The organism is Pelagimonas phthalicica, from assembly GCF_004364805.1.
GTDB lineage: Bacteria > Pseudomonadota > Alphaproteobacteria > Rhodobacterales > Rhodobacteraceae > Pelagimonas > Pelagimonas phthalicica.
The window spans coordinates 240534-266463 of record NZ_SOAP01000002.1 but is presented as its reverse complement, the minus strand read 5'-3'; the positions used below and the strand labels follow the sequence as shown (position 1 = coordinate 266463).

Genomic DNA, 25930 nt, shown 5'->3' with positions numbered 1-25930 from the left:
CTACACCCCGAGCTCACCCCGGACAACGAGATTACGATAGTGACGGCCAAGAGGTGTGAGTGCGCAGGACTTACGTTCAATCGCAGCATAATACATGTGCGCTGCACCGACCGGAACGACGAGTCCCTGACGGTTGCACGCCTGCAGTCCTTCAAAGATCATTGTCAGCTTGGGATCCGGCGGAATATCCATCAGTTCCTTCGGCACATTGTCCCGGTTCGGCTCATATCGTTCATCCAATGCGTGCTGATCTTGCATATCAGGGTTCGCCGCATTTTCTGGAAACCACTTCGGCAGGTTCTTAAGGTGCTCAATGTCAATGGGTGGTTCACACTGGCGCAAACTCGTGAACCTCGAGACATTTGCTTTGTAGACCGGACGCTGCCCAACCGCGCCAAAGTTCTGGTCAACAAATGAGTAAACAGCAGCTGGCGTGACCCGCCCAAGAAGATCTGCAGCGCCCCCCTTCAACGCTTCGAGCATCAAGCTTGTGAAAATACCACCGGCGTTTCTTTCCCCAGCTCGTTGTTTGCGACCGCTTGCCGCTAGAATGGTGACCCCTTCGCCCAAAGTAGATGTTGCTGAAGCGGAGTTCGAAATTCGGTTTTCACCCAAAGCACCGGAGTGACAGGTGTCGAGAATAATCACAGTCGACTGAACACGTGGAAAGGCGTCATTGGCCAGATTCATGATCTCTTGTAGGCTGACGCCACGGGACTTCTTTTCTCCTTCAGGTGTCACCAGAACCAGATCCGAACTGTTCGGCTTATAGACGCTGTGACCCGCCAGATAGATCACCGCGCAAGAGAGCGTGGATTGGAACAGTTCCTCAATAGCATCCATGATGCGGTCAGCCGTAACGTCCGCTGAAACTCCGCTCAACAGAGGCGTCACCTGCATGTTGCGCGCTCTGTTTTCATGCGCGGCAAGACAGTCAGCGACATTCTGGGCATCTGCGACGCAGCCATAGAGCATGTTGGGTTGCGAGTAATGATCGATACCGACCACAACAGCAGCTTTGTTGTTCTCTCCGGCAATCATCTAAATCTCCAAATACATTTACTTCGCCAAAATTACCTTGACCTGAAAAATGACGATTCGGCTATTCATTGTCCCCGTTGTTTCTGGCCGATTCGTTTTTCGTTGCTCCGAATCGACTCAGATCCAGGCCAGCTTAAAGACGTCGACTGCGGCCGGAAATGCTTCTGGTTTGGCCTTAACGCAAACCCCGAAAAAAAGGAGTTTGCTCAATGAGCAATACTGAAAGTGGAATTGTAAACACCCGTACCCTGATCGCGCTCCCTTTGGAAGTTGTTGAGATCCCTCAGAACGCCCACGCAATCGGCATGGCCATTGCCGACTTGCGCTGGCCGCGCCGGAAAATCGTGAACCGGATGCAGCTGCGCTTCGACTATTTTTTGGATGCGGGACATCAGTTCCGCAGTTACGAAGGCGATCCCTTCAATACTGGAAATGATCGGCTCGACAAGCTGTTCAACGATCCGGCGTACAAATGGTTCTCGGATTTTGCACGACGCTGCAAGACTGGGCCGTTGACACACGCGCCCAGCCTTTTGGTCCAGAAACGCTTGCAGCTTCTGGAACTCGGTTTGCGGACGCCGCCACTCGGCTACGCGATCTGACTTAACCGCTCGCCCTCACCAAATGAGGGCGAGCAACGATACAAAAAAACCCGCCCACTGTCAGCCCGAATGAGCGCATTCGAAGCCTTAGTCCGAAGCTATTCGCTCGGACAATCCGCGCGGGTTTCTACGTGAAAGGAAAACCGATGTCTGAACAAGATATCAAAGACGTAGGCGAAAGTGCTGAGTCGCATTTCAATGCCTTCGACAAGTCCGAAGGTTACGTTATCGCAGTGATCGCGGCGGTCTTCGTCATCACCGGCCTAGTCAGTGGTTTCGCCACCTTTAGCGGAATTCGCCTGTTCCTCGAAGAAGTTGGGCAGGCCAGCACGCTGGTCAACGGCACATCTGTGATCATTACAATTGCAACCTCGGCAATTGTGATTGTTGGCTGGAGCCTGATCACAAAATTCGGACCAGAGGCGCGCGGGCGCGCGATGAAAAGCTGCATGGTGCTGTTGGGAGCTGCGCTGCTTGCCATCACGCTATCCGTCTCAAGTTTGAGTAACCTGATGGCCTTGGTTGGTCCTGCCTCTAAGGTGCATGATTGGCGCGACACCCATCGGGTTCAATCAGAGAGAATGGAGCGTCTGGAACTGACGGCGCTTGGCGTCAAACAAATCTTGCCGGGTTGGAAGGCGGAAGCCGCCAAAGCCTGTCCCGCTGCCGCCCGTGAAGCGGAGGGCGGGATGGTGTCCGGAACAGGTCGTGGCGCTGGTCCAGTCGCTTTTGCATTGAGCGGCGTCTGCGAGCAAACCACCGCTTTTGTCGAAGCAATGGAAGGCGCGATTGCAGAAACGGATGATGCCGTTGATCTGGCGCGTCAGGCACTTCTGGAAATGCGCAAAGCGACCCGGGATCGCAAAACAGCCGTGATCGAACGAGAAGACCACTTTCTGCTGGCAGGAGACCTGCTGACCATCGCCATGCAGAAACTGCGAGCAGCGGATCTGACTCAGATTCTGGATGCTGGAGCCAAACAGGTGCGTGCCAGCGTCGCCGAACTCTCCGAAAACTCGACTTATACGGCAAAACAAGTTGAAAGCGTGCGCAGCATTCGAGACGGCATTGACGGCTTGATCCTGAGCACCGAATTGATCTCCGCTCAACTGCGCGCCGCGCCGATCCCGGACCGGCAGGCGATCACCTCTCCGGACTACATCGAAGGGGTCATTCGGCACGCGCAACGGTTCATTCCGGTCTTTGCAGCCGCGATTGGCATCGATCTGTTCCAGCTCTGGGCGCTGCTCTTCATGCTGGTGTCCAAGGCTGGCCAACCCAAATGCCCCCGACAGACGACCGCGCTCCAAACGTTGTTGGGACTTGTTCAAACCACATCCAAATCAAAGAAGGAGGCTGAGTGATGTTGAAGTTTTCATCCCGTGCAATCTCAATGACCATTCTAGCAAGTGCCATCGCCCTGACGTTCTCAATCATTGTCTTTCTGATGGCTGTAGTGCTGGTTGGAGAAGGCCCAGTTATCAAGGGCATTGCCTGCGAGCTTAACGTGTCGGAAGATTGCTTGCGCAAGGATCTGCAAAAGGAACGCCAGAAATTCCAGCAGATGCAGCGCCGCAACCAGGAATTACAGGCCGAGAACAAGAAGATGGAGGCGCTCGTCGAGCGCCTCGCCGCTCTGGATCATGCATCAAGCTCTTATGTGGTCTTCTACACCAAGTCCGGGCGTCGTTCGGTCACAACGGGCCATACCTATGCATCATTGCTCAAGCCTGACGACCTCATTGGTGCACATTGCTACTTTTTTGCAAATGTCACCGGTGCAGGCACCCGCCAGGTCAATCTGGGCAAAATGGATCGCCGTATGAGGCTGAAACTTTCAAATTACAATCCTTCGGAACTCCGTGGCACTGGCGTCAGTGTCGCGGATATCGCGGCGCTTCAAGCGCAGTGTCAGTGGCCGGAAGGCGCGAGCTAATCCGCCCGCCTTCCGCCCACGGATCAAATCGTAGCGGCAGATATTGGATTTGAGCGGCGCACAAGGCGGCGCTCTTTTTCTATTGGAGGACCCAATGGTATTGAAACACATCAAGCATGGACCAGTGGCAATGGCCGTGATTGCCGTGCTCATGGCTGACCCGGTGATGGCGGGTGGCGGCAATGCGGTTGGCAATGTTGCCGATGATTTGACGAAACTATTCAATGATCTGGCCAAGCCGACCACACCGCCGAAAACGCCGAAGGTGCAGTTGGACCTTAACACCCCCAAACGGGTGCCTGAAGGACCAACTGTCTTCGGAACCGGGCAGGTTGATGCGACGGTGCCTGACTTTCCGCTGCCGCCTGTCTTCAATCGTCAAGCGACGGGGAATGGGCCAGACTCGAATGGGCTGATGGACCTGTTCAACTTTGGCGCGCGTGGCCACTGAAAACAGCTGACAAACGGACGCTCTCCGGGAGACCGGGGAGCGTCAATTATTGTCAAATTTGCGAGCCGTCATCAAAACATGATATGATTTCATCATGTTAATTGGTGGCTACCGTGAAATGACATCTTATGCTGCGATCAATGCCAATGGGGCGATGATACGGCTCTACCTGCCCAAAACGCATTGGGATTGTCTGATCAGCATGCAGGCACATGGGCTTGACCTGGATGCATTTACCAAAGCCTGCGATCAGCGACGCCGAGGCATTCCCAAGGACAATATCTCAATCTCCGAATTCATCGAATTTGCGGTCTGTCGTTTGTCGGAGATGCATTGGCAATCTCTACCTGATCGAACCAACGTCATACAACCTGTGTTCAAGACCTTGCTGGCAAACGTCCTTGATAAGACTGAGGCATTCTTCCGAAAGTCCGGCGATAACCCGATGCGCCGATACGGGCCACTTGCGTCTCGTCGGGAATGACCAGCCGCCGCCGAACTCATCAATCACCACCAAATCCGCCCGACTGACGCCCGCATAACATCGGTCCAAGCGTTTTGATGTCCAAAGGAAAGCTCCTGTTTTCCAATTCATGACATCAACGCGGAGATCAATGATGGGCGATATTTTCCAAGCCTTCTTTCTTCATTTCCTCAACGGGATTACCTTTGAATTTGCCGATGACCTGCTTTGCTGGGCGGGGGATGCCTGGTTTGGCGGTCATCTCGGCACTTGCCGCGCGACCATGACCGGATGGGCCAATCACAGCGCCAATACCGCACCCTATGCAGCTTTCGCTGGAACACTCCTGGGCTATGCCGTGTCGCCACTATCGGTGATCGTCGCATGGTTTGTTGGCAAACCGAAAAGTCCTGGCGATGCGTTCTGGCGTGCAATCACGCTGGAACTCATCGAAGGCGTTATTGCTGTCATCGGACAGGTCATCACCGACCAGAACCTCGGCGTCGCCATGTGGTCGCTGGGGCTCAGCGCTGTGATCGCACCAATACGCGGCTGCGTGTCTTCTTTCACCTATGCCTGGAGCACGAGCGTCGTGTTCAAATTCTTCGTTTTGCTCTCCATCCTCACGGTCGCGGCCATCGGGTTGGCGCGCTTGGGTCTGTTGCCCCTGTAATTTGCGCCCACCCGAAGCCCGCCTGACCAACGCTCCCTTTCAACAATGCCATCAGCGCCCCGCATGTCGCGGGGCGTCTTTTTTGATGGAGGCAACTGTAATGTCGAACAAATCTTCTCAAGGCCCCTCGCCAATGGGGCGGTTACTGATGACGACGGCCATTGGCTACGGGCTCTATTCTTATCCGCTGGACACATTTTATGACCCGATGCTGCGGGCAATGTGGTGGTTTTTGGCGGCCTGTGTGGTCTGGGGCGCGCTTTTGTCCCTGCCGATGCTGTCCTTTGGGATCGGACGTGTGGCAAAGCTGTTTCGTGCCTTTGGCAAGGACACGTCCAAAGGCTCTGCCGGGTTCCTGAGCGAACGGGAAGCCCGCAAGGCGGGGCTGCAACGGCGGCGCAAAGGTGCGCGGCTTGCGGGTATTCTCGGCGGCACAGCCTTGTGGCTGTGGACCGAGACACACCACCTGATTATCGGCCCAAGTGGTTCCGCCAAATCGACGGCAGCGATCATCAATATCTTGATGGGCAGCCCGGAAGGCGCCGTGATCAACGATATCAAAGGCGAGTTGCTGGAAACCACATCCGAGCACCGCCGCAAGGCTTTTGGGCATGATATCGTTGTGATCGATCCCAAAGACCCGGATCAATCCATCAAGATCAATCCACTGGATGACATTGCGGCGAATATCGAGGCAGACAGCCCAGCTGCCCTGTCGCGGTCCCGTGGTATCGCGCTGCAACTCTCGCCTGACCCAAAAGATGGCGGCGGGGCCAATGCCATCTTCTACCAGGGCGGACGAAACCTGATTGTGACGGTGATGCTGGCGGTCTGTGTGGTCATGCCGCCGGAACATCGCAATCTGGCGATGGTCTATCGCGCCCTTAGCGATATGGACATCCTGCATGACTTGCTTGAGGCCGCCGCCAAATCCAAGGCGCTAAAGGGTGAAATCGGCGATATGGCCCGCTCGGCCCATGCGCAGGCCTTTGGGGATGATGGCAATGCCAAAACGTTTGATTCATTCCGGACGAATGCCACATTGGCGCTCGAGGTCTTCGGGCCAGGCAACTACCTCGCTGCCATCACCTCGGAAACCACCTTCCATTTCCGTGAGTTGAAAGAGCGCAAGGTCTCGCTCTACATCAAGATCGACTATGCAAATGCCGAGGTGTTGGGGAAATTCTCCGGCTTGATGCAACATCTGGCCGCTGAGGCGATGGTGGCCGCGGGCAACAACACGCCCGTGCTGTTCTGTCTCGACGAATTTGTTGCCGCCCCTTGCCAGAAAATCTGCTCCATCCTCGTGCTTCTGAGATCAGCAGGCGTCAGGGTCGTCATGGCCTGTCAGGACCTCAATGACATCGAGCGGGTCTATTCGAAACACGATCTAGAGACCGTGCTGTCGGAGACCCATATCAAGCAATTCCTCGCGGTTCGGTCGAAGAAGACACTCGATTGGCTTTCTGGCTATTTGGGTGACTACACCGAGACAATTTCCTCCTACAGCATGGGCCGTGACGGGCCGCAGGAAAGCCTTGCGCGGGCCTCGCGCAAGCTGCTGACCTCGGACGAGCTGCAACGCCTACCGGATCGCGCCCAGATCATTCTCTTCGGCAATTTGAAGCCCATTCTGGCGCTCAAGTGCCAGGTCTTTGCCATTGCCCCTTGGCGCAAAACGCTGGGGATCAATTCGAGCTATGGTAGCAAGCGCAAACTGTCGCCAGTAGAGATCCGTCTGCGCTGGTGGGGTACTGATGTCACGCCGCGTGCGCGCCGTGCCTATGCGCGGATGCTGCGCGCCGTGTTCCGGGATCGCGGCCAGAAAGGCCGCTTCTGGACGCATCTCGTCGGCGGGCTCCGTCCCGGCCTTTTCCTCGCAATCGGCTTGATCCTGGCCGCACTGACGCAATCGCCTGCGCTACCCAATTTGCGCTGGGACTTCACCTATACCGGTTCCGCCCATCAAGCGCCCCGGCACTACCTCACCTGCCGCTATGTCGGTCCTACCAGCCCCGGCGTCATTCGTGGCCCAAACTGCCCGCTGATCCTGTGGCGCTAATCAGAAGGAGACCAATATGGACGATCCCAAAGAAATCCGCATGATCCAAACCCGCGATGGCGTGGCCCGCGTGCCCCGATCACAAGTGGGCGTGAGCCTGCGTGACTATTTCCAACACACCGAACTTCCCGAAAACCTCGAAAGTGCGCAGGTGTTTGTGACGGCACAAGGCCCCGTTGCCGTGCCACCGGACCCAGTGGCTTGGACAGATGAACATACCGAGAAAGTCCGTCAATACGCACATCAGGTAAAGGAATATGTCGATGATAAAGGCAAATACGGTTGGAAACTCACAAGTTGTGCCAATGCGCTGTCACGCGAAACGGGGTATCGCCCAGCCGAAATGAAAGCCCATATTGTGGCCGCGTTTACCGATGAGTTTGGCCGGGACCCATATCAATACCTGAGGGAACAGCGTATCGCCAAAGGCCTGCCAGTGCGCGACCGCCAGCCAGAGATGGGACAGCAATCGGAGCCTGACTTCTGATGGCAGAGGAGGATTTTGCAAAAGCTGCAGACAGGCACAAGGCCGACCTTGTAGGTGCGCCTTTTCCGACCAAGGAGAAGCTCCTGAATCTCATCGCTGAACGCGACAAAGCCCTGTCGCGGATGATGCCAGAGCACAAGCCATCATGGGCACTTGATGCCAACGACGCGCGGCGCAAGCAATACCGTACATTGGCCCGCGCCAGCCAGCGCATTGAAACCCGGTTGGAGAAGGCCACTCAGAAGTTCCGGCATGACTTTGACTGGAACAGTTGAGGCCAAATTAGCAGACATGCCCGGGAATTTGTTTTTCTGGGGCATGTTCTTATCAGAGTTGAATTTTTTAATGGATCTGGAGCGCGAAATTCTGCTCCGCAAACAGGTCAGACAGGTCGAACTGCCCGGCGCGGGCAGCCACCAAGTCGAAGCCTACGCCCTCATCTGGCACTGGTACGACCGCCTCGCATCCTTCGAGTTCGGCGTCGGTGAGGCCAAGCTCCGCCACTACTGGCAACGCTGCATCGACGAAGAAAACCTCTCCCCTTCCAACGCCCTCATTCGCCTCGTCTATGTCTTCACCGAAGGCTACCAACGCGACGGCATCGACATCGCCAATCACAACCTGACACTAGACCTCGCCCAAAAGCACATGGCCGCGTGGCGAGAGCGGAAGGCAAGGCGTTCACAGGTATAATGCAGACGCTCGGAATCCGTCCTGCGAACGGGTATGTTGCGGACAATCCCGACCTTGGGTTTTTGCGCTTTGCTGACGCAGCATCTGCTCGCATCTGCCGCAAGTCTTTTGTTGCAGTGCCGCGAGTGTCGTCATTGTGGACGTCCACTGGTGTCGATTCCGCCCGAACTGACACGCTACTTTCGCCGCAGTCAGGTCAGACAGGAATAGTGCGGACGAACCGGTCATCCAAATTTCGCGCTTTGCTGACGCAGCATCCTCACGCTCATGTGGCGTCGCTTGTTTGCTGGAAAGGACGGTTCGCCAATCCGGTCATGAAATCCCAGCGAGAGGACAGATCCCACACCGCCCCCTTGCCGCTTGTGTAACTGACTAACAAGCCGAGGCCAGAACTAACGTTCGTTTGCTAGCCATTACACATTTCGCTGACACCAATGAAGGCGTCGATTTCGTCGCCGCCACCAACGATCAAACCAGGATCAAAGCGCCGCGCAAAGAGAGCCAAGACACCAGTCTCGAAAATTGTTTGCAAACACTTGCACCGTGCCCAACAACGCATTTGTCAACACAGATTAAAGCGCAGTAGTTACGCAGTTCCCTCCGAAACTGACGCCGCCATTGCTGAAAGGATCGCGAAGCCTACTTCCGGGCCGCGGATGTCTGCATGTCCTTTGACGAACGCGTCGGCGAGGAGGTTGTAAATGCGGCCCGACTGCAGGTCGTAGGGCCCCCCTCCGGCCGGCAGCAGAGCGCCATCCTGCGCTTCGTCGGTGTAAAGCGCGCCGTTTGCACCCAGCCCGCCGTATTGGCTTGGCGCGCCGTCTGAGAGCGAAGAGGCGTTCTGGCCCGACACGAGCGACGCGAGCGAATAGGCCCAGGTCACGGCCAGATCGTTGTGCGTGTGGCTGACCAGGATGGGTCCTGCCACGAGCTCGTCTTCCATCACCGGGCGGAAGTAACCCGCCCGATATCCCGGTGGGAACCGTGCCGAGAAGCTGTTTTGCGAGAACGCGGCTTGCAGCAGGCAGAGGCTGTCGGGCCGGGCCGCGGCGTCGCCCTCAATCGTTTGGGTCGCCATCGTCAGCACTCGGGCGCCGAAGCTGTGCCCGACGAAATGGATCCGCAGACCTGGACGCGCGTCTCGAAGGCCGCGCAGACTGCGGGCCACGCCGCGTTGTCCCACGTAGCCCGCGCGGCGCTTCATGGTGTAGAAGGTGGACAGGTTGAGCAGCAGGCCCACCGACGCGCGGGCGGTGCGCACGGGCCCGCCTGCCGCGCCGCCCTGTTGGAAGTCAACGGGTCCAAGACCGCTTTCAGCCATGGCGAACGCCTCAATCTGCGCACGCACCTCCTCGGCGACGCGCGCAGACCCGAACGCCGCTTTGTCCGACCGTTCCGCGGCCGTCTCATCCTCTGGCAGCGCGTCTCGGAGGGCGTTGAAGAACGACGGGAAGGCGTCACGGTCTGCGAAGGCCGCGGCGGCGCGGGCCTGCAGCCGATTGAGTTTTCCGGCCTCCACTTCACCGTCCAACGCGTCGCTGAGGTCTGCCAGGGCGGTATCCGCCAGCGCCTGCATCTCCTCTTCCCGGGTTGCGCCCGAGGCGGCTCCGCCGAGCTGCGCCCGCTCTGCGCCGAACTCGCGATAGGGTTTCGAGGGCCAGAACACAGCCATGACCCCGACCTTACGCCCCGCCAGCGCTTGGGCCGCGGCGCTGTCGCCCTCGCGAAGGGCGCTGATCTGGCTGCAGATAGCCGCGTAGAGGCTTTCGGCTTCAGCCGCGTCGTTGCGCCAGCCGTGGCTGATCACCAGCAGGTCGTCGAAGGCTCCCTGTCCCACGAAGTCCTGCAAGTCGTTGGCGTGGCCGCGGTCGTCGGCCTCGCCGCGTTTGTCATACTTGATGAAGTGTGCGGGGTAAGGGCCGAGTTGGGGCATCGCCGTGTTCCACTTTTCCTTGAGGGGTTAAACCGATTGCATGGCGCGCATCAGGTCGAGAAGTCCGGTGCCCTGCATGTAGCGGTCGCGTCCCAGGTCGGTTGCGGTATCCATGAAAATCTGCTTTAGGCGCTCGGGCTCGCCGATGAACTCGCGGCGCACGGATAGGAAGGCGGCCATCGCGCCCGACACATGCGGCGCCGCCATGGAGGTGCCGGAATCGTCCACATAGAGCCGTTTCATTTCGGCGTTGTCGGTTGTCCGCGCACGGGCCTTGGCGCCGGCACCGCAGGACAAGATGCGCTCACCGGGCGCGAGGATATCGGGCTTGAAGCGCCCGTCCCCTGTCGGCCCCTTCGAAGAGAAGAAAGACGGCCCGAATTCGTGGGGCTTGTCCCGATGCGTGGCGCCCACAGTGATGGCCAGCCGGGCATTGCCCGGGTCGTTGATCGTCATCATCATCCCCGCGCGGATGACCTTGGTCATCTCGGTCTGCTTGGTGCCGTAGCCCGAGTTTCCCGCGCTCACCACGACAACGACGCCAGAGCGCACCAGCCGATCCACTTCCACACAGAGCGGGCTCTTGCCACAAGCGAACCATTCAGGATTGAACGGGTAGCCCACGCTAAGGTTGACACCGTGGATGCGGATGAAGCGGCCGTGCTCGTTGATCTCTTGGATCTGCGCGAGGGCCGCGATGATGTTCGAGACGTCGCCCTCTCCCTCCTCGTCCAGCACCTTGAAACTGACGAGGCGGCATTTTGGTGCCATGCCTTTCAACGTTCTAATTGTGTTCTTGCTGTATTCTGGATCTCCATACTCGTCGCGACGTTTGATGCGCGTGATGGCTACAGTATCATTGTTGTTGTCGTACTCCCCGGCGATGATCCCGGCCACATGCGTGCCATGCCCGTATTCGTCGGTGAGGGCCGCGGCTTCTTCGTCCTTCGCCGCATCGTCCCCCCAGTTGCGCGTGAAATCCATGTGCCGAATTGGCAGGTCGGTGGGCTTAAGCTTCAGGTTCTCGTGTTTCTCGAAATGCAGGTGGTTGCGGTCGATGCCGCTGTCGACCACGGCCCAGACAACGTTCTCCCCGCTGGCACTGAAGGAGCGGGTGGCCGCGTCGACCTTCACGGTCGCAACGCTTCTGGTGATGTGGGCTTCCAGCTTGAAGTCGAGCCATATCAGGAAGATGGCACGGTTGGCGAAGGCCGCATCCCCCGGACTGCCCTGCGTGCCATTCTGATAGGCCAGCGCGGCGAGCTTGCGGATGATCTGCGCGGTCAAATTGGCAAAGACGAATTGCGGCGCGAGCCGCGTTTTGCGCTTGTCGACAGCCGTTTCACAGTCGTCAGGTCCAAGCAGCTTTTTGAGTTGGTCGCACACATGGGTCTTGGCGGCTGGCAAGCCCTCGCGGAAGGTGAAGTTGAGGTCAATAACGGTCGGAATGGGCACATCGTCGCCCGTATCCGCCATGCGTTCGAGCAGGGGCTTGGAGATGACAGACAAGTCCATCTCGTCAGGGTTGTAGACGTCGTCTTTTTTGCCTTTGACCCTTTTTTTGCCATGCGCGGAGGCTGTGTTCGTAGAGGCTTCCTCTTCCTCCGCAAATTCCTCTTCTTCTTCGACCATTTGATCCTCCCTCTCTCACGCGGGCCTCACATCAGCTGTTCAGCAGCTCATCCACCCGTTGCGTCACCCAATCGTAGAAGTCGCGCGCCATCATGCGGTCGTGCCGCGTTGCTGCCGTCCTGCGCAGCTTTCCGTAATACTCGTCGATATCGGCCCGAAGCGTCTCCAGTTTGCTTCTGTTCTCGTCCGAGGCTTCGCTGATGTCGGCGAAGGTCAGCACGGAGATGTCGAACAGAAAGAGTGGGCTGTTCAAGGGTGCGTTGATTTCCCCCTCATCGTCGAACTCGGGCACGCCGTCTGCAAGAGCGGCATCGGTCGATTCTTCGTTGCGTCCTCTGGCTTTGTTCATGGCGGACTCTGTTTTGAGCCGCTGCCATGCCCGCTTGGCTTCTTCCACCATGTCGTGAAAGCGTGAGGGGGTGTAGCTGTCGGGGAACCCTGGCGCTTCGGGCAGGATGAAATGGCCCAAGAGGTCGAAGAAGGGGCGATTGAGTGTCGCCTGGCGCCAAACATGCCCAGAGACGCGTCTGAGCTGGTTCTGCGTGCGGGGGTCGAAGTGATCAATCTGGTTTTGCTTGAAGAGCTGGTCATAGTGGCTGCGCGCCAATCGGTCGGCGTGTTCCAGGTCGTCCCTGGCTATGATCATGTCTTCCGCCGTTAGGCAGCTTTCGGGTGAACTTGAGCGCAGTCGCCGAAACTGCTCGAAAAGGCGCAGCGTTCCCCGTTCAGAAAGCGCGCGTGCCAATCGCAATTGTTCCTTGTGGTCGTCTTCCGGCGCCTTCGCGTGGTGGTCGATCGCCCGCGAAAGAAATCCGTCGGCCTCTTCGAAGTCGCTTTCGTAATGGCGCATGCGCCGTCCTATGGCCGCGGCATAGAGCGTCTCAAAATACCCTTCGTCCTGGGTGTCGGTGTGATTGCTTTTTGCGGCTGCCTCAAAGGCTTCCCGTGTCTTGTCCGCGTACCAGATGAGGCGGCTCCAATCGGACGCGCGCGCGGCCAACACGGCGCTGAGCAGAAGCGCGCTCCAGATTCGGTCGTCGTCAAGCGTTGTGATGCGGCGATCGATCTCGTCAAACGTGGACTTGTTGTTAAGCTCCAGCTCTTCTTGGACGGTGTGCAGCCGTTTGTCGCCGATAACGGGCCCATAGTCGAAAATCAGATGCGCGGGCATGCGCGTTTCGTCTTTGCCGCGCTTCCTACGCCGTTCGACAAGGGCATCGCGGACCTGACCTAGGGCCTCGCGGGCTGCGGTGGCCAGGCCGATCTGAGTGACGCTGTTCCAAAGTGACAGCTGCTCATCTTCGAGGAACTTCTCCAACTGACCGTCGCCCAATTGCACGTGCTCATGGATCTGCCGAGCGGCGCGCATGCGGTCGATCACGGCGCCGCGATTGATGATGATCGAGTGCTGCGTGCTGCCCAGCCATTTGTCCTGAAGCTCGTCAAAGCTTTTTTGGATGCGCTGACGGTCCTTCGAGGTGATCCGAGCAATGCAGGCCTGGATCCTCTGGATCGCACTGCTGGCGTCGCGCACGGCCTCTGTGGCGAGGTCGATGGTCTCCGCCTCGGAGTCCGTGATCATCGCAATGATCGCCTCGGTCCCTGTGACGACCTCGTTGAAAAGTTGGCGGCCGCTGATCTTGTTGCGCATCTGCCTCTGGTTCAGCGTGGCCACGAACTGCGCGGGGTGCCGTACAGTATAGGTGCGCATGAAGCGTGAGAAGATCTCGCGGTCCCAATCCGGCACGAACCGACCGTCGCTGTCGATTTCGCCGCCGCGGCCGCCGTATTGCGCAGCCTCGAGCCTCCGGTCAAAGAAGGCCTGGTGGATCGCGTGATCTCCGGTGACCAGCACGTTCAGCACGCGCTGCGACCGCGGCTTCTGCGCTTGCGCCTCGTTGAGCATATCCAACTGCGCCAGGACCTTCGCATCCGCTCGGATGCTGTCCTTCTTGCCCGCGTCGCGCAACGCCTTGGACCAGGCGCTCACCTCGGTTTCGCCGGGCCGGAAGACGGTCTGCGGGAGTTGGCTGGCTGGGAGGACAAGTTGGCGCTCGCGGATGCGCCGCTGCATCGCGATCTGCATGATCGTCGTTCGCTCCAGCCGAGCGGCCGCCGCCTCCATCCGTTCGGCTCGCAGCCTCTTCTGGATCTCGAGGCCGCCCTGGTTTATCTGTTCATTGGCACCTTCTAGGTGGTTGCGAGCGTCGGAAATAGCGTCCTGGAACTCGGCGGTGAGCCCCACGCTGTCGCGCCCTACCTCCTGGCCCAGGAAGGACCGGAGCCGGTTCACAAACTCGGTCCAATGGGACGGGAACATCTCACGGTGACGAAAGGCCGGCGTCTCGCCGCCTGCTTTGTCGGCGTCAAGATCGGTCAGAAAGAGGCATTCGCCCGACAGCAGCGCGTCCACAACCTCGGCTTCTTGCCCCGGAGAGCCATAGGAAAACGTCGCCAGGTAAGAGACGTTGTGGCGTTCTTGATCATAAAGCCGGCCCGGCCAAACGAAAAGCAGCAAGGCCACGGCAGGGTCAATGAAATAGCGGATCGGGCGCCGGAACTGCTCGGCGTAGCGGACATCATAGTCGTTGAAATATGCGAGGCCCCGCAGCCGCGCCGCGTTGTAGATGCTGTGTTCCAGAAGCTGCGTCTTTGTCATGGCGCGTCCAACCAGAGCGCTTCGTCAAGAAGGTTGTCGGCGCGGTAGAGGTCCTCAAGCGCCTCAAGTTCCCCCCATGCCCCCAAAGCGTCAGCATCGCCCGCGCCTGGCGGTTTCGCTTCCGTGCCCAGCACATCCAGGTCTTTCGTAAGCGCTTTTGTCGCGCCGTGAAGCCGCCTTAGCCCAGCATCCACGGACAGGTCCGCCGATACTCCGGCCAGATACATGTAACTGTAGCTGCACGTGTCTAAAGTGCGCTCGGTGTCCCAGTCCTGGCCGAGCGCTGCTCGATACGCGTCGTGTACCTCGGGCTGTTTGGCGATCTCGGGCAACTCGAATTCAGCATCGCGTGTCTGAAAGTACAACGTCGTGTAGGCGACGCCGGTTTTGATCGGCGTGGCCGCGCTTTTGAACAGGAGTTCCAGCGTGGGCATATGTCTGTAGCTCTGCGGGGTCGCGGGGCGGCCGTCGGGGTCGAATGTGTAGGGCAGGATGGCCGAGCTGCCGATCAGCACGTTGCGAAACCCGGCCCCGGCGACCACCTGTCGCAAGGCGCTGCGCTGCGCGCCCAGCTTAAGCGTCGCGAGCTCGGGCTGAAAGCGCGACAGATGGGTGTACCAATTGTCAGGCTCCGCCTGCACCAGCCCCGCCGCGGTCATCACGCTGCAATCGGGTGACCAGTAGTCATTCCGGTTGGGCATCTCCTTGAGTAGGTTCCGCGCCATCGTCGAAGGCGCGAATTCATAAGCAATCGCTACGGCCTTTCGCCCGATCGCCTTGTGCCAATCCGCGGGCGTCCTCGCCACCTGGCCGCGCGCGAGCAACATGTGCACGGTCTCCACCGCTGGCTCCAGCCGGTGCCGACGCGCAAGATCGAGCAGCAGGTACAGCGTCGCGGCCCCCTGAGACGGGACCCATTGCAGCAAGAGCCGTTCCAGGACCTCCCGCAACGGGCCCGTGCGGTCTGGCATGCCTGCGCGTGGGTGATCGGGGTTGCTGAGCGCGTCGGCGGTGCCAAGCGCCTGGCTGACATGGCGGTGAAAGTAATCCTCGCCATCGTAAGGTACTGGGTCGAGTGCGCGGCGGCGTTTCTCAAGGACGTCCCTGGCGTCCGCGCGCTTTCGGTCGATGGCCTCCGGCACGTCGCCGGTCTGCGCATTCGGAACCAGCGTCTTCCCGTAGGCATGCGCGGCATCGAGTATCCAATCCGCCAGCGCCTCTGCATTTTGGAGTTGGACGAGCTCAGGCATCCTTCAGCCCGCTTCCTTGAGGAACTGAGTGATCCGTTGTTTCGCCACGTCGATTGACTGCTGACGCATCATGATGTCCACCACGACCTTTTCTCGCCCGGTGCAGGGCGGCTCGTCAAGAACCTCCAACGGGATGCACCGTTCCACGGCGCTGCACGGGACCGAGGTCATGACGATTTCACGCCCCCCTTCCGGCATGGTTCCCGGGTCTTTGACCGCCGCGAGGTTGAGCGCGCGATTCCACGGGGCATGGGTCTGGTGGTCGAACAGGTGGAACCGTGCGTTGCCGATCCCTTCGAAAATGAAGGGCCGCGAAACCTGTGTTTCGGGCGAATCTGTATGGTTGCAGAGGGCATCTAAGTCGAAGACTAGTAGCACTAATTCGGCGTTCGCCCCACGTTGTACAAGCCCCAGGTGGTCCCGCAGCGTGCGCGCTTCCTCGAACGGGATTACGCGTTCAGTTTTCGCACTTGGCGCAACGTTGATAACGTCCTGCATCGTTGTGGCCCACATGAGGTCAGGGCGTTCAAGTGTCTGGGCACCTACCCGTGCGCCTGGCTCGAAGTCACTGGCCGTAAGCTCGGCGAAGTCATCATTGGTGACCATGTCCACGTCCAAGAATCCCTCGGGTAGGAGATACTCGACCAGCACGAAGCGCGTCACCAATGTGGCCATCTGGGTCTTCGAGACCTCCTCACGTCTCTCATCAAAGTGAAAAAGCTCGTTCCAACGCGGGAACACGTGGTCGGTAAAGACCTTCTCATGGAGATGGTTCGGAGGTAATGAACTTTCGAGCGCCACCATGCAATCGCGCGCCAACTCTCGCACTGCCTCGATCGCCTCGTCGGATCCAACCTCGGGAAGGCATTCGATCGCGTTGTACAGCTGAGCTAACAATATCTGACGTCTGTAATCTGGCATCGAATTTAGGTCGGGCATCGAACTTCCGTAAGTGAAACTGTTTAGGTAAACAAATTTTGAAAGAACGCTAATAAGATACCGGCCAACTAGCAAGGATTGATTGTATCCCAAATGTTCTTTCCACATTTGGCTTCACTAAAAAAGATATGGTGACCGAAGCTCAACCCTCCCTGGACGGACCAGCAAGCTCCGTTGTTTCTCTTCGCTCGATTACCGAAAACAGACTTAAACAGCAGGCCGAAACAGCGCTTGGTCCGCGAAATGTAATTTGCCGCGGATACCTAAACCGCGCCGGGCGTCAATGGCTGGTTTTCCTGCTGCCGCGCAACACGACCTTCGATACAAAGGCGTTAATTTTGGCGCGGCTGGCGAGCGCAGCCTGAAGGCTCAAGGTACTAATTGGGCTCACTACCGATCTTAACTGCAGGGCGTTTGGATGGAGTTGGGCGGACTTTGCCGACCTTCGATTTCGGTACCTCGCTGACGCAGCATGACTTCGCAATCGCGGCATGTCATTCACTGCGAAGCAGCGCATGTCACCTAAGCAGCCATTCAAGGGTATCGACTTGGCCAAGATCGAAAGTGAACTTTTGCCGCAGCTGAGTTCGACAACTCAGAAGCGGACAATCCAGCCTTTCGCTCACGCAGCTATTGCTGACGCAGCATTTGCTCGCGCGTGGAGAATGTTTGTTGCTGCGATGTCGTGTAAGTCACCGAAACAGTCGTTGCAGGGCGTCGATCTCATGGAAACCGAAACCAAACTTTCGCCGCAGGCCGATCCTACAACTCAGTCGCGGACTTTGCTGTCGTTGAGAAATTTTCGAGAAAATGGCTCTTGAGGTGTTTTGCGAACTATCAGCTTTTGTCGCCATGCGCTTGTGACGTGGCTTCTGCCTCCACGAGTTTGCTAGAAAACCTAAAATATGAAAACCCAGCCGCGCCGCATGAAATCGCGAATAGGCTTAGAGCAAAGAGTGTTGAAAACACGCTGTCCTCGACGCCTCCGAAGAGAACGATCAGCGCAGACATGAGCATAGAAGTGGCGCAAACTCCGTAGAGCGCAAGCGATGTCTTAAACATATACTCTCGTCTTTCGCTCTCTGATTTTGCCTCGATTTCTTTGATCACGATGTCCCGAAGCATCTGGTCTCCGATATCGCCATCGGATTGGAGTTGCCGTGACCTTTCGACGACTTTTTCGTCATTCGGCAATCGGTACTTTGATGCGAGGTAACGATCAATTTCTTCTGGAGCCAGGTCCTTAGCGCTTTCCCTAGGAAGTTCAGAAAATTTCTCACTTAAACGCACTGTTCCCATGGTTCGCCTCCTGCCTACCTTTTTGAATATTGGTATGAAGTGTTCTCATTGCAAGATGGTCTTCAACCACAGAAGAGAAGGACAGCGTCCATTTTGCGGCCATTCGTGTGCCGCGCAGCATTTGAAACTAATGGGCTCAGCGCCGACCAACGCCGCATAAGGGACGGACACCCGCTTTGAAATGGCGAACGGCAGGACCGTTCGCCAAGGTGTCTCAGATATCAATGCGCTCAGCTATGCTCAGGGCATCTTCGAGTTCGACGCCAAGATAACGCTCTGTACTGTCGACCTTGGTGTGACCAAGCAGCAGTTGCACCGCGCGGAGGTTGCCTGTCTTGCGGTAAATCTCCGCTGCCTTTGTACGGCGAAGTGAATGCGTGCCATACCCACTTGGTTCAAGGCCGATTGCAGTCACCCAATCGCGGACAAGCCGACCATACTGGCGAGTGGAGATATGCGGCCGGTCATGGAACCTGCTTGGGAACATGAACTGACACGCAAACATTTCGGGTGATTTGACCCAGGCCAAGACAGTTTCGCGTGTGTTTTCCGTCAATTCAAACTGAACCGGCCGCTTGATCTTGCTCTGGATGACCGATACGCGTTCTCGCACACGATCGTCCTTTACCAGGTCAGGCACAGCTAATCTGACGAGATCACAGCCGCGCAGCTTGCTGTTGATGGCGACGTTGAACAGCGCCAGATCGCGTAGATAACCAGCCAGTTCGAGCCGCGCCCGGATCGCCCAGACCTGTTTTGGCAGCAAGGGCCGTTTTTGACCGATGATCCGCCCCTTGTTCCAGGCTCTGCGTTTCGGGGTTGTTGCAGGAAGTTGGACTCTTGGCATGTTTTGCCCTCCGATCCTCCCTCCAAACCCAGTCACCAGCACCATGCGGGCAATGAGATTGTACCGTCCTTGGCAATGGCAGCTTTCAGAGGCCGTTCAACTGCGTCGGCTCTGCATGCGCACTCGGCGGCTTTGAGCCCATGTTTCTAAATCCTGCGCTTGGCATGAACGTCCGCTTCCATTGGATTGTGTTGAAAAACTCTTCCTTGATTTGGTGATGCGCGCCTGATTCAATCTCTGCATTGGTCAGGAGATTTGAAGATGATGGGGCATCGGCCAGAGGCACAACCAGCATTGTTTTATGAGTTTTCGCTGGAAGATCACGTCCCTCAAGATCACCTTCTACGTTCGATCGACCCTTTCGTGGATTTAACAGGCATCCGCGCTCACCTTTCTGATTACTATAGCCACACCGGACGCCCTTCCGTGGATCCCGAACTGATGATCCGGATGCTAATCATCGGCTATTGCTTTGGTATCCGCTCAGAACGACGACTGTGTCAGGAGGTGCATCTCAACCTCGCGTATCGCTGGTTTTGCCGCCTCGACCTAAGCGACCAGGTGCCCGATCATTCGACCTTTTCCAAGAACCGCCACGGTCGTTTTCGCGACAGTGACCTGTTCCGTCATTTGTTCGAAGATGTGCTCGCTCGATGCATCGCTGAAGGACTTGTCGGCGGCGCAGCCCTTGGCGCGGATGCCTCGCTGATCAAGGCCGATGCCAGCCGCTACAGCAAGGTTGATTTTAAGGAGTGGTCAGCCTCGGATGCGGTTGCCCGCGCGACCCAAGAATATCTTGATACACTCGATGACAGTGCCTTTGGCGCGGCAACGCCTGTGAAACCCAAGGCGATCTCGCCATCAGATCCCGTGTCACGTTACACCAGTGCAAACGGCGACAGACCCTTTTTTGCATACAGCACAAACTATCTGGTCGACTTAGATCATGCGGTCATCGTCGATGTTGAAGCGACGGTGCCCATCCGACAGGCCGAAGTGCGTTCGGTACGCCAGATGCTGGAACGCACGCGGGAACGCTTTGACCTGCATCCTGAACGATTGGCGGCCGACACAGCCTATGGCACCGCCGAGATGCTCGGCTGGCTGGTCGAGGAACAAAGCATTGAGCCGCATATTCCCGTCTTTGATAAATCCGCCCGCAAGGACGGCGCTTTCCCAGCCACTGAGTTCATATACGACCCCGAGACTGACGCGTATCAATGTCCGGGCAGACGCGAGCTGCGTCCCTACTGGCGCGACATCGGCAAGGGGCGGCCCAAGTTCAACAAGGAGGGGGGCAAACGTTATCAGTCCCGAAAACAGGACTGTGCCGCCTGTCCGCTAAAGTCAAAATGCACCCCCGGACAACCTATCCGGAAGATCTCTCGATCCAGACACGAAGCTGCTCGTCAGAAAGCCCGAGACATTGCCAAGACCGATGCCTATGTCGCGTCAGGCTACGCCAGGAAGAAGGTCGAAATGCTGTTCGCACACCTCAAACGTATCATAGGTCTCGATCGCCTTCACCTTAGAGGACCAAATGGAGCCAAAGATGAATTCTTGATGGCTGCAACCGTCCAGAACCTTCGCAAATTGGCAAAGATGAAGCCAGTGATGGTGTGAGAAGAGCTCAGAAAACCTTCAGGACCTCGCAACGAAACGTCCATCAAGCGAGTTTTTCAACAGCATCATTGATCTGCGGCCCTTTCGATGTGAAGGGTGTTATTTTCCTTCATTGGCCTGCAAGGCAGATATGATCCCACTCAGGGTGATAGCTGCTGCTCCAATGTAAGTGATCAGGTCGGGAACTTCGTTCCAGAACAACCATCCGAAGAGCGTTGCCCAAAGAAGCGCAGTGTAGTCGAGTGGAGCGACAACTGTTGCTGGTGCCAAACGGAAAGCCTGGGTCATCAAGACCATGCCCGCTGTTCCAAATGCAGCGACACCCGCGAACAAAATGAGATCCCGAACTTGGAGCGGGACCCAAAAGAAAGGCACTGCCAAGGCGCTGACCAAAGCGCTCGAAGCCGTCAAGTAAAGCATGAGTGTCCAAAAGCTTTCTGTCTCATCCACCCAACGCGCTGACAACATCAGGAAAGCAGCCATCAATGCTGCAAGAAGAGCTAAGAGAGCCAACGGATCGAATCCCGCAAGACCTGGTCGTACAATGATCAACGCACCAAGCAGCCCTGAGATCACGACAACCCACGTATTGAAGCCCGTTCTCTCTTTGAGGAAGACTGCGGAGACGGCAACAATGAGCAAAGGCGACGCGAGCAATAGGGCGGTCGATTTGGCCAGTCCCACATGTTTGATACTGGTGAAGAACAGGAAAGTCGCCAGTATCCAAAAGACCCCGCGTACAAGGTGCACGCCCGGTTTGCTCGACCGTAGAGCCCTGTGTCCTTGAAAGCCAAGGGCCAGTAGGAGGGCGACCGGCAGAGCAAGGACATTGCGCATAAACAGGATCTGCATTGGAGAGTATCGGTCCGCCAGGACCTTTGCGATCGCGTCATTCACACCAAAACACGCCACGCCCAGGCACATGAGTGCGACACCCGACAACACTGTCGCGCGCGATTGGCAATTGATCTCGGTCACTCGGAAAGCTCCACGATCTCGGTTCTTTCGATGCAGGCGTCACGTTCCGCCCGGACAGCGCGCGCTTCGGGTCCCTGTTTGTAGGATTCAAATGCCGCCTTGCTTGGAAACCCCAAGACATGTCTTTCTGTAGGGCCAACTTCAGGGCGGGATTGCCCGACAAGAATGCCGCCATAGTTGGCCATATTGACCATCGCTTTGCGTTCATATGCTTCGAAAGCTCTCTCCATCCCCGGTTTGACCCAGAGATCCACCTGGAGTTTGTACTGCGACGGATCGAGATAGTCCTCTTGGCTCCCGGAGGCCAGGTGGACCAACCCGTCATCACGAAATTGGAGCGTCTCGGCGGCAAGCTGACCTCTGTGATTGCAGAACACGATGACAACCATCTTGTGCCCGCCAAAGACATGCTGAACCTCGAACTTGAGGTCAGGCTGCGCCTTTAGAGCGGCCTCCCAGTAGACGCGCAAAGCCGCTTTGCCGCGGGTTTCTCCGTCACCGACAAAGACAAGGGCTTTTCTCGACCGAAAGACAACGTCGTCCGAGTAATGAGACAAAATGCGGTCCAGATCATGAGAGTTCCATGCGGCTTCCCATTCTCTCGCAAAGTCTTGGTAGTCAGGAATCATAGGTCACCTCTATTTACCTATTGCATTTATTGGACCGCCGGTCTAAAAAAGGCAAGAAACGAATTTTAGCGAGGCGGCCAGTATGAGTGAGCAGTCTGAAAGACTTTGGGCGCTTCCAGAGGATAAGAGGGCGCGCTTGCTCGATCCTGCTCAGGCTGAGTTCATTCGGCACGGGTATACCGACGCATCGCTCAATCGCGTTCTCTCCGACGCTCAGATGAGCAAGGGCCAAGCCTATTATTATATCACCGGAAAATCGGATCTGTATCTGGCGGTCTGCACACGTGATTTTTCTCCGTTGCTGGACTTCGCGCATAAGCAGGCCGAGACCCTGCGCGATGTGGACGACTACTGGATTGGTTTGGAAAATCTTGTAGGCGACCTTGTTGATTTGCTCCACGCAAACGACAAGGTGGCGGCGCTGGCGCTGACTGTTTACGGCAGTGCCGCTGCCGCGGAATGTCTCGCGCCGCTCACGGCCCAACTCGATGCAATTCTGGACGATGTCATTCAGATTGGTCAGACCGCCGAAGAGGTTCGGGCGGACCTACCAGACGGGTTGATCCGGGACATGCTCAAGGCTTTGGCTCGCAGCGTGGACCGATGGTTTGCGTTAAATGGGCCATCACTTTCCCCCGAGGAGATGGCCCATACCTCGAATAGTACTTTTGAAATGATCCGCGGCTTGGTCCGCCCCCTACCGGAAGGGAATTCTAATGATTGAAGACTTTGTCCCCAACCTATGGATCGTAGAGGGCCAATGCGTGAATTTTCACGGCTTCGCCTATCCGACCCGAAGCGTCGTCGCGCGCCTCGAAAACGGCGATATCTGGGTTTGGTCACCGATCAAGTTGACAGAAGAGTTGGCGCAAGAGGTCGAGGCTCTCGGACCGGTTCGACATCTCGTCAGCCCCAACAAGATTCATCATCTCTTTCTATCAGAATGGCAGCAGCGGTTTCCGGACGCTCTGCTCTGGGGGCCAGCTTCGACAATCAAAAAGCGTAATGATCTCAGCTTTCAGACGCCATTGAACGGTAACGCTCCGCGCCTTTGGAGCGATGAATTCGAACAGTTCCATGTACAGGGGTCAATGGCCATGGATGAAGTTCTGTTCCTCCACAAACCCTCACGAACGCTGATAGTTGCGGATTTTTCGGAGAATTTCGGGAGCGACTTTCTCGAGAAGAACTGGAAAGGCTGGCAACATTGGCTTGCACGCGCTTGGGGCATAACTGAGGGTAAGGGTTATGCTCCCCTGGATTGGCGCATGTCGTTTTTTCGTCGCGCCAAACTCAGGCAAATTCGCGACAAACTTCTGAGCCGCGACGTGGAAAACGTTGTGATGGCACATGGTGTGATACAGCAAACAAACGGAAGCGCCTACTTACAGCAATGCTTGCGATGGATTTGATTTATGTACTTGTTGCCGCACAGCACGCGACTAATGCTTGAGAGCCGCCATTGGCGCAGCCGCAGCGAAAGCTCTCTTTGTCCCACGCCTTTCCCATAACCTGAAAAAAATTTGCTGCGGCCGGCATGAACGGCCGGTTTTCACGCCACCTCGGAGAGACAAACATGATGCGAGTGCAGCAAGATTTACGCCGCGTGCGCGCGCAGCGAGAAAATCCAAGGTTCCAGTTGGGCTCCTGCACCTCCTTCGCCGCATTCCACCTGAGCGACCGCTCTAAGGCACTTCACTCCCACTCGCGTCCCATTGGTCCATGGCCCAGGCTTCGACGGTGCGTAGGAACTCGGCGCGGATGGATGGGTTTTTGATGGCGCTGTAGGCGGTTATGAGACGGAACAGCTCTGCCTCAGTGATGCCATAGAAATTGTATGTCATGGGGCCTCTCTTTCTTTTTAATGAATCGGGTATTCCAGCCCCAGCCGCCGGAACCCGCGTTGCAGGGTCAGGCGGGAGACGCCGAGGAACCAGGTCACGTAGCGGCAGGGTAAAGCGGCTTCGCGCATCCAGTCATGGGCCTCGCGGATCACAGTGTCGGGCAGGATTGCCGGACGTCCGAGGCGCACGCCGCGTTTGCGGGCCGCGGCGAGGCCTTCGCGGGTGCGGCGTCTAATGGTTTTGCGCTCGAGTTGCGAGAACAGCGCGAGGCAGCCGTAGAGGATTTCGCCGAGGTCGGTTTGCACGTCGACGGGTAGATTGATGATGTCAAACCCGACGCCGCGCTCGCGCAGGTTTTGCGCGGTGACAAGGGCATCGACAGCACTGCGAAAAGCGCGATCCACGTCCAGGACAACAAATGTGTCGCTTGCGCTGAGGTCGCGGATCAGGGCGTCAAACACAGGACGTTCGCGCGCCGCGCCGGATATGTATTCGATACGAATGTCGTCGCAACGCTCTTGCAACGAGTGGATTTGACGGTCGATCAGCTGGTCGCTGGTCGAGACGCGGACATAGCCGATGCGGCGGGGATTGGGCATGGGACCTGATCGGAATTGATCCTTTTCGATCAGGTCTCGATCTACGGGTTCGTGCGGGTCTTCGCCCTCGCAAACCCCTTGTTTTGCTGTTCCTCTATTTACCGTATTCGCGGAATCCCGAAAAGCTGCCGATTGAACAAAAACCATAGAAAATGAACAACATAGCAGGTGCGGTTGGGGCAACAGGCTTGGCGCTCATGACCGCGATTTGTCCACAGGAATCTGCGGCGGAAGGGTTTAACGGGACGGAGTTCCTGCAACGTTCTGCAGACCGCCAACGCGCCTATATTTCAACGCAACTTGTCATGGCCTCGTCCATCGCAGCGCGGATCAAGCCCGCCATGGCAGACTGTATTGGCTCAGCGTTTTTTGATGGAACCGGACTATCGGAAACGGGTTTTGAGACGTCAATTGAACGCATTCGAGAGTTCAACGACTACCACCCAAGTTCGGTTTTGGTTGTCGTCATTGAAAGCCAGTGTGGCCCATTCAACTGAAGCTCGGGAAGGCCTGTGGCGCGGCGAGTGGTTTGGTCTCTTGCGCCATATCTGTGTTAAGCGTGGCTTCTAGGGGTCTGGCAGTTTCAATCTGATCCAACGCGTCCTTCAAGTCATCTTTCGTCATTGGATTTTCTTTGTCATCATAGCGGTGGCGGATACCGCCCAGAACGTCGTTCCGATAGCTCTGCCATTCGTTCAGCTTTGCAACTGCAGAATCTCGTTCTGCACGAGCGGCGAAATAATCCTCTGCACTCGGGGCATTATCTGGCCAGATGATACCTGCAGCGATCTCGGGCGGTAGCTCTTCGCCGTCCGCGTGGACGACGCGACCGTGCGCCGTGCGGAAGACAGGTGCACCGTCCGGCCCTTTCGCCGCTCTGGCCTCAATGTCCGCGATCTCGGCTTCAATGGCGCGCAGATGCGCCTGCATCGCGGCAATGGTCTCATCCGCGCCCGTTTCGGCATCTCGCAACTTATCGCCCAGATCGTGATGCAGCGCCGCATATTCCGGGTCTTTCATCAGATCCATCAATCGCCGATCCGCCGCCTCCTGCTTCTCACGCTTGCGACGTTTGCCCTCGACCGAGCGATCGTCTTCCGCGCTTAGAAACCGCGAAATACGCCCCGTCTCATTCCCAGCAACCTCATTTTGTAGATCATCAACGTCGCGCTGGCGTTTGTCCGCTGCGCGCTCTGCGTCCAAATCCTCATCGGCGAAATCACGCATCACGCACCTCGATCCGCGCTGCGCCCCTGTCTCCTACAGAAGACAGGAAGCGGTGTTCTGCTG

At 57.3% G+C, this 25930-nt stretch carries 29 protein-coding genes; 16 read left to right on the top strand and 13 right to left on the bottom strand.

Annotation, left to right across the window (positions count from 1 at the left end):
• Positions 1 to 1041: a caspase family protein gene (locus CLV87_RS11370; protein WP_099245393.1), complete on the bottom strand. Its 1041-nt coding sequence runs from the start codon at positions 1039 to 1041 to the stop codon at positions 1 to 3.
• A gap of 209 nt (positions 1042 to 1250) precedes the next feature.
• Between CLV87_RS11370 and CLV87_RS11365 the strand changes: the two genes are divergently transcribed.
• The 10 genes from CLV87_RS11365 (at position 1251) to CLV87_RS11320 (ending at position 8408) form a co-directional block, all read left to right on the top strand.
• Positions 1251 to 1643 (top strand): hypothetical protein, encoded by a 393-nt coding sequence (locus CLV87_RS11365; protein ID WP_099245391.1) that lies wholly within the window; start codon positions 1251 to 1253, stop codon positions 1641 to 1643.
• A 146-nt stretch (positions 1644 to 1789) separates the two neighbouring features.
• The gene (locus CLV87_RS11360) at positions 1790 to 3007 is read left to right on the top strand and encodes a hypothetical protein (RefSeq protein ID WP_099245389.1); all 1218 of its coding nucleotides are present in this window, start codon (positions 1790 to 1792) and stop codon (positions 3005 to 3007) included.
• Entirely contained in the window at positions 3007 to 3579 is a 573-nt protein-coding gene (locus CLV87_RS11355; RefSeq protein ID WP_133840760.1) for a hypothetical protein, read from the top strand. Before CLV87_RS11360 ends, CLV87_RS11355 begins: the two co-directional genes overlap by 1 nt.
• Before the next feature lie 94 nt (positions 3580 to 3673).
• Positions 3674 to 4030: a hypothetical protein gene (locus CLV87_RS11350; protein ID WP_099245385.1), complete on the top strand. Its 357-nt coding sequence runs from the start codon at positions 3674 to 3676 to the stop codon at positions 4028 to 4030.
• Positions 4031 to 4124: 94 nt separating this feature from the next.
• On the top strand, positions 4125 to 4514 hold the full coding sequence (locus CLV87_RS11345; protein ID WP_099245383.1) for a hypothetical protein: 390 nt from the start codon (positions 4125 to 4127) through the stop codon (positions 4512 to 4514).
• 133 nt (positions 4515 to 4647) lie between these two features.
• Complete coding sequence (locus CLV87_RS11340) at positions 4648 to 5166, top strand: hypothetical protein (protein ID WP_133840759.1); 519 nt, start codon at positions 4648 to 4650, stop codon at positions 5164 to 5166.
• Positions 5167 to 5314: 148 nt separating this feature from the next.
• The gene (locus CLV87_RS11335; protein ID WP_166652739.1) at positions 5315 to 7228 is read left to right on the top strand and encodes a type IV secretory system conjugative DNA transfer family protein; all 1914 of its coding nucleotides are present in this window, start codon (positions 5315 to 5317) and stop codon (positions 7226 to 7228) included.
• Between the two features lie 16 nt (positions 7229 to 7244).
• Positions 7245 to 7715: a hypothetical protein gene (locus CLV87_RS11330; RefSeq protein ID WP_099245377.1), complete on the top strand. Its 471-nt coding sequence runs from the start codon at positions 7245 to 7247 to the stop codon at positions 7713 to 7715.
• A complete protein-coding gene (locus CLV87_RS11325; protein ID WP_099245375.1) occupies positions 7715 to 7990 on the top strand; it encodes a hypothetical protein in 276 nt (91 codons plus the stop codon). Before CLV87_RS11330 ends, CLV87_RS11325 begins: the two co-directional genes overlap by 1 nt.
• Positions 7968 to 8408: a hypothetical protein gene (locus CLV87_RS11320; protein WP_133840758.1), complete on the top strand. Its 441-nt coding sequence runs from the start codon at positions 7968 to 7970 to the stop codon at positions 8406 to 8408. The genes CLV87_RS11325 and CLV87_RS11320 overlap by 23 nt, the downstream gene beginning before the upstream one ends.
• 586 nt (positions 8409 to 8994) lie before the next feature.
• On the opposite strand, the gene CLV87_RS11315 is transcribed toward CLV87_RS11320, so the two are convergent.
• Genes CLV87_RS11315 through CLV87_RS11295 form a run of 5 tightly spaced genes read right to left on the bottom strand, consistent with a single transcriptional unit; the run spans position 8995 to position 16821 of the window.
• Positions 8995 to 10341 carry a hypothetical protein gene (locus CLV87_RS11315; RefSeq protein WP_099245371.1) on the bottom strand — a complete coding sequence of 449 codons (1347 nt, stop codon included), beginning with the start codon at positions 10339 to 10341 and terminating at the stop codon, positions 8995 to 8997.
• Between the two features lie 27 nt (positions 10342 to 10368).
• Positions 10369 to 11973 (bottom strand): S8 family peptidase, encoded by a 1605-nt coding sequence (locus CLV87_RS11310; protein ID WP_099245369.1) that lies wholly within the window; start codon positions 11971 to 11973, stop codon positions 10369 to 10371.
• A 31-nt stretch (positions 11974 to 12004) separates the two neighbouring features.
• Positions 12005 to 14632 carry a hypothetical protein gene (locus CLV87_RS11305; RefSeq protein WP_099245367.1) on the bottom strand — a complete coding sequence of 876 codons (2628 nt, stop codon included), beginning with the start codon at positions 14630 to 14632 and terminating at the stop codon, positions 12005 to 12007.
• Complete coding sequence (locus CLV87_RS11300) at positions 14629 to 15882, bottom strand: hypothetical protein (RefSeq protein WP_099245365.1); 1254 nt, start codon at positions 15880 to 15882, stop codon at positions 14629 to 14631. Before CLV87_RS11300 ends, CLV87_RS11305 begins: the two co-directional genes overlap by 4 nt.
• Positions 15883 to 15885: 3 nt before the next feature.
• Positions 15886 to 16821, bottom strand: a complete 936-nt coding sequence (locus CLV87_RS11295) for a hypothetical protein (RefSeq protein WP_099245363.1) — start codon at positions 16819 to 16821, stop codon at positions 15886 to 15888.
• Between the two features lie 128 nt (positions 16822 to 16949).
• Between CLV87_RS11295 and CLV87_RS11290 the strand changes: the two genes are divergently transcribed.
• Both CLV87_RS11290 and CLV87_RS11285 read left to right on the top strand, forming a co-directional pair.
• Positions 16950 to 17186, top strand: coding sequence for a hypothetical protein (locus CLV87_RS11290; RefSeq protein ID WP_099245361.1), 237 nt, complete (start codon positions 16950 to 16952; stop codon positions 17184 to 17186).
• Between the two features lie 183 nt (positions 17187 to 17369).
• Complete coding sequence (locus CLV87_RS11285; RefSeq protein ID WP_133840757.1) at positions 17370 to 17642, top strand: hypothetical protein; 273 nt, start codon at positions 17370 to 17372, stop codon at positions 17640 to 17642.
• A 16-nt stretch (positions 17643 to 17658) separates the two neighbouring features.
• Here CLV87_RS11285 and CLV87_RS11280 read toward each other — a convergent pair whose 3' ends face one another.
• Together CLV87_RS11280 and CLV87_RS11275 are read right to left on the bottom strand one after the other, a co-directional pair.
• Positions 17659 to 18120, bottom strand: coding sequence for a hypothetical protein (locus CLV87_RS11280; RefSeq protein WP_099245357.1), 462 nt, complete (start codon positions 18118 to 18120; stop codon positions 17659 to 17661).
• 214 nt (positions 18121 to 18334) lie between these two features.
• Positions 18335 to 18967 (bottom strand): tyrosine-type recombinase/integrase, encoded by a 633-nt coding sequence (locus CLV87_RS11275; protein ID WP_099247696.1) that lies wholly within the window; start codon positions 18965 to 18967, stop codon positions 18335 to 18337.
• A gap of 261 nt (positions 18968 to 19228) precedes the next feature.
• Between CLV87_RS11275 and CLV87_RS11270 the strand changes: the two genes are divergently transcribed.
• Positions 19229 to 20590, top strand: a complete 1362-nt coding sequence (locus tag CLV87_RS11270) for a transposase (RefSeq protein WP_099245355.1) — start codon at positions 19229 to 19231, stop codon at positions 20588 to 20590.
• A 99-nt stretch (positions 20591 to 20689) separates the two neighbouring features.
• Here CLV87_RS11270 and CLV87_RS11265 read toward each other — a convergent pair whose 3' ends face one another.
• Both CLV87_RS11265 and CLV87_RS11260 read right to left on the bottom strand, forming a co-directional pair.
• Complete coding sequence (locus tag CLV87_RS11265) at positions 20690 to 21568, bottom strand: DMT family transporter (RefSeq protein WP_235871910.1); 879 nt, start codon at positions 21566 to 21568, stop codon at positions 20690 to 20692.
• The gene (locus CLV87_RS11260; protein WP_099245353.1) at positions 21565 to 22197 is read right to left on the bottom strand and encodes a nuclear transport factor 2 family protein; all 633 of its coding nucleotides are present in this window, start codon (positions 22195 to 22197) and stop codon (positions 21565 to 21567) included. Before CLV87_RS11260 ends, CLV87_RS11265 begins: the two co-directional genes overlap by 4 nt.
• Before the next feature lie 82 nt (positions 22198 to 22279).
• Between CLV87_RS11260 and CLV87_RS11255 the strand changes: the two genes are divergently transcribed.
• Together CLV87_RS11255 and CLV87_RS11250 are read left to right on the top strand one after the other, a co-directional pair.
• Positions 22280 to 22921, top strand: coding sequence for a TetR/AcrR family transcriptional regulator (locus tag CLV87_RS11255; protein ID WP_099245351.1), 642 nt, complete (start codon positions 22280 to 22282; stop codon positions 22919 to 22921).
• Positions 22914 to 23609, top strand: a complete 696-nt coding sequence (locus CLV87_RS11250) for a DUF4336 domain-containing protein (protein ID WP_099245349.1) — start codon at positions 22914 to 22916, stop codon at positions 23607 to 23609. The genes CLV87_RS11255 and CLV87_RS11250 overlap by 8 nt, the downstream gene beginning before the upstream one ends.
• Before the next feature lie 273 nt (positions 23610 to 23882).
• On the opposite strand, the gene CLV87_RS23870 is transcribed toward CLV87_RS11250, so the two are convergent.
• Together CLV87_RS23870 and CLV87_RS11245 are read right to left on the bottom strand one after the other, a co-directional pair.
• Positions 23883 to 24041, bottom strand: a complete 159-nt coding sequence (locus tag CLV87_RS23870) for a hypothetical protein (RefSeq protein ID WP_166652738.1) — start codon at positions 24039 to 24041, stop codon at positions 23883 to 23885.
• A gap of 17 nt (positions 24042 to 24058) precedes the next feature.
• The gene (locus CLV87_RS11245) at positions 24059 to 24640 is read right to left on the bottom strand and encodes a recombinase family protein (RefSeq protein WP_099247692.1); all 582 of its coding nucleotides are present in this window, start codon (positions 24638 to 24640) and stop codon (positions 24059 to 24061) included.
• Between the two features lie 152 nt (positions 24641 to 24792).
• Between CLV87_RS11245 and CLV87_RS11240 the strand changes: the two genes are divergently transcribed.
• Positions 24793 to 25137 (top strand): hypothetical protein, encoded by a 345-nt coding sequence (locus CLV87_RS11240; protein ID WP_099245347.1) that lies wholly within the window; start codon positions 24793 to 24795, stop codon positions 25135 to 25137.
• On the opposite strand, the gene CLV87_RS11235 is transcribed toward CLV87_RS11240, so the two are convergent.
• Complete coding sequence (locus tag CLV87_RS11235; RefSeq protein WP_099245345.1) at positions 25130 to 25867, bottom strand: hypothetical protein; 738 nt, start codon at positions 25865 to 25867, stop codon at positions 25130 to 25132. The two genes, CLV87_RS11240 and CLV87_RS11235, sit on opposite strands and share 8 nt — an antisense overlap.
• Positions 25868 to 25930 lie beyond the last annotated feature (63 nt).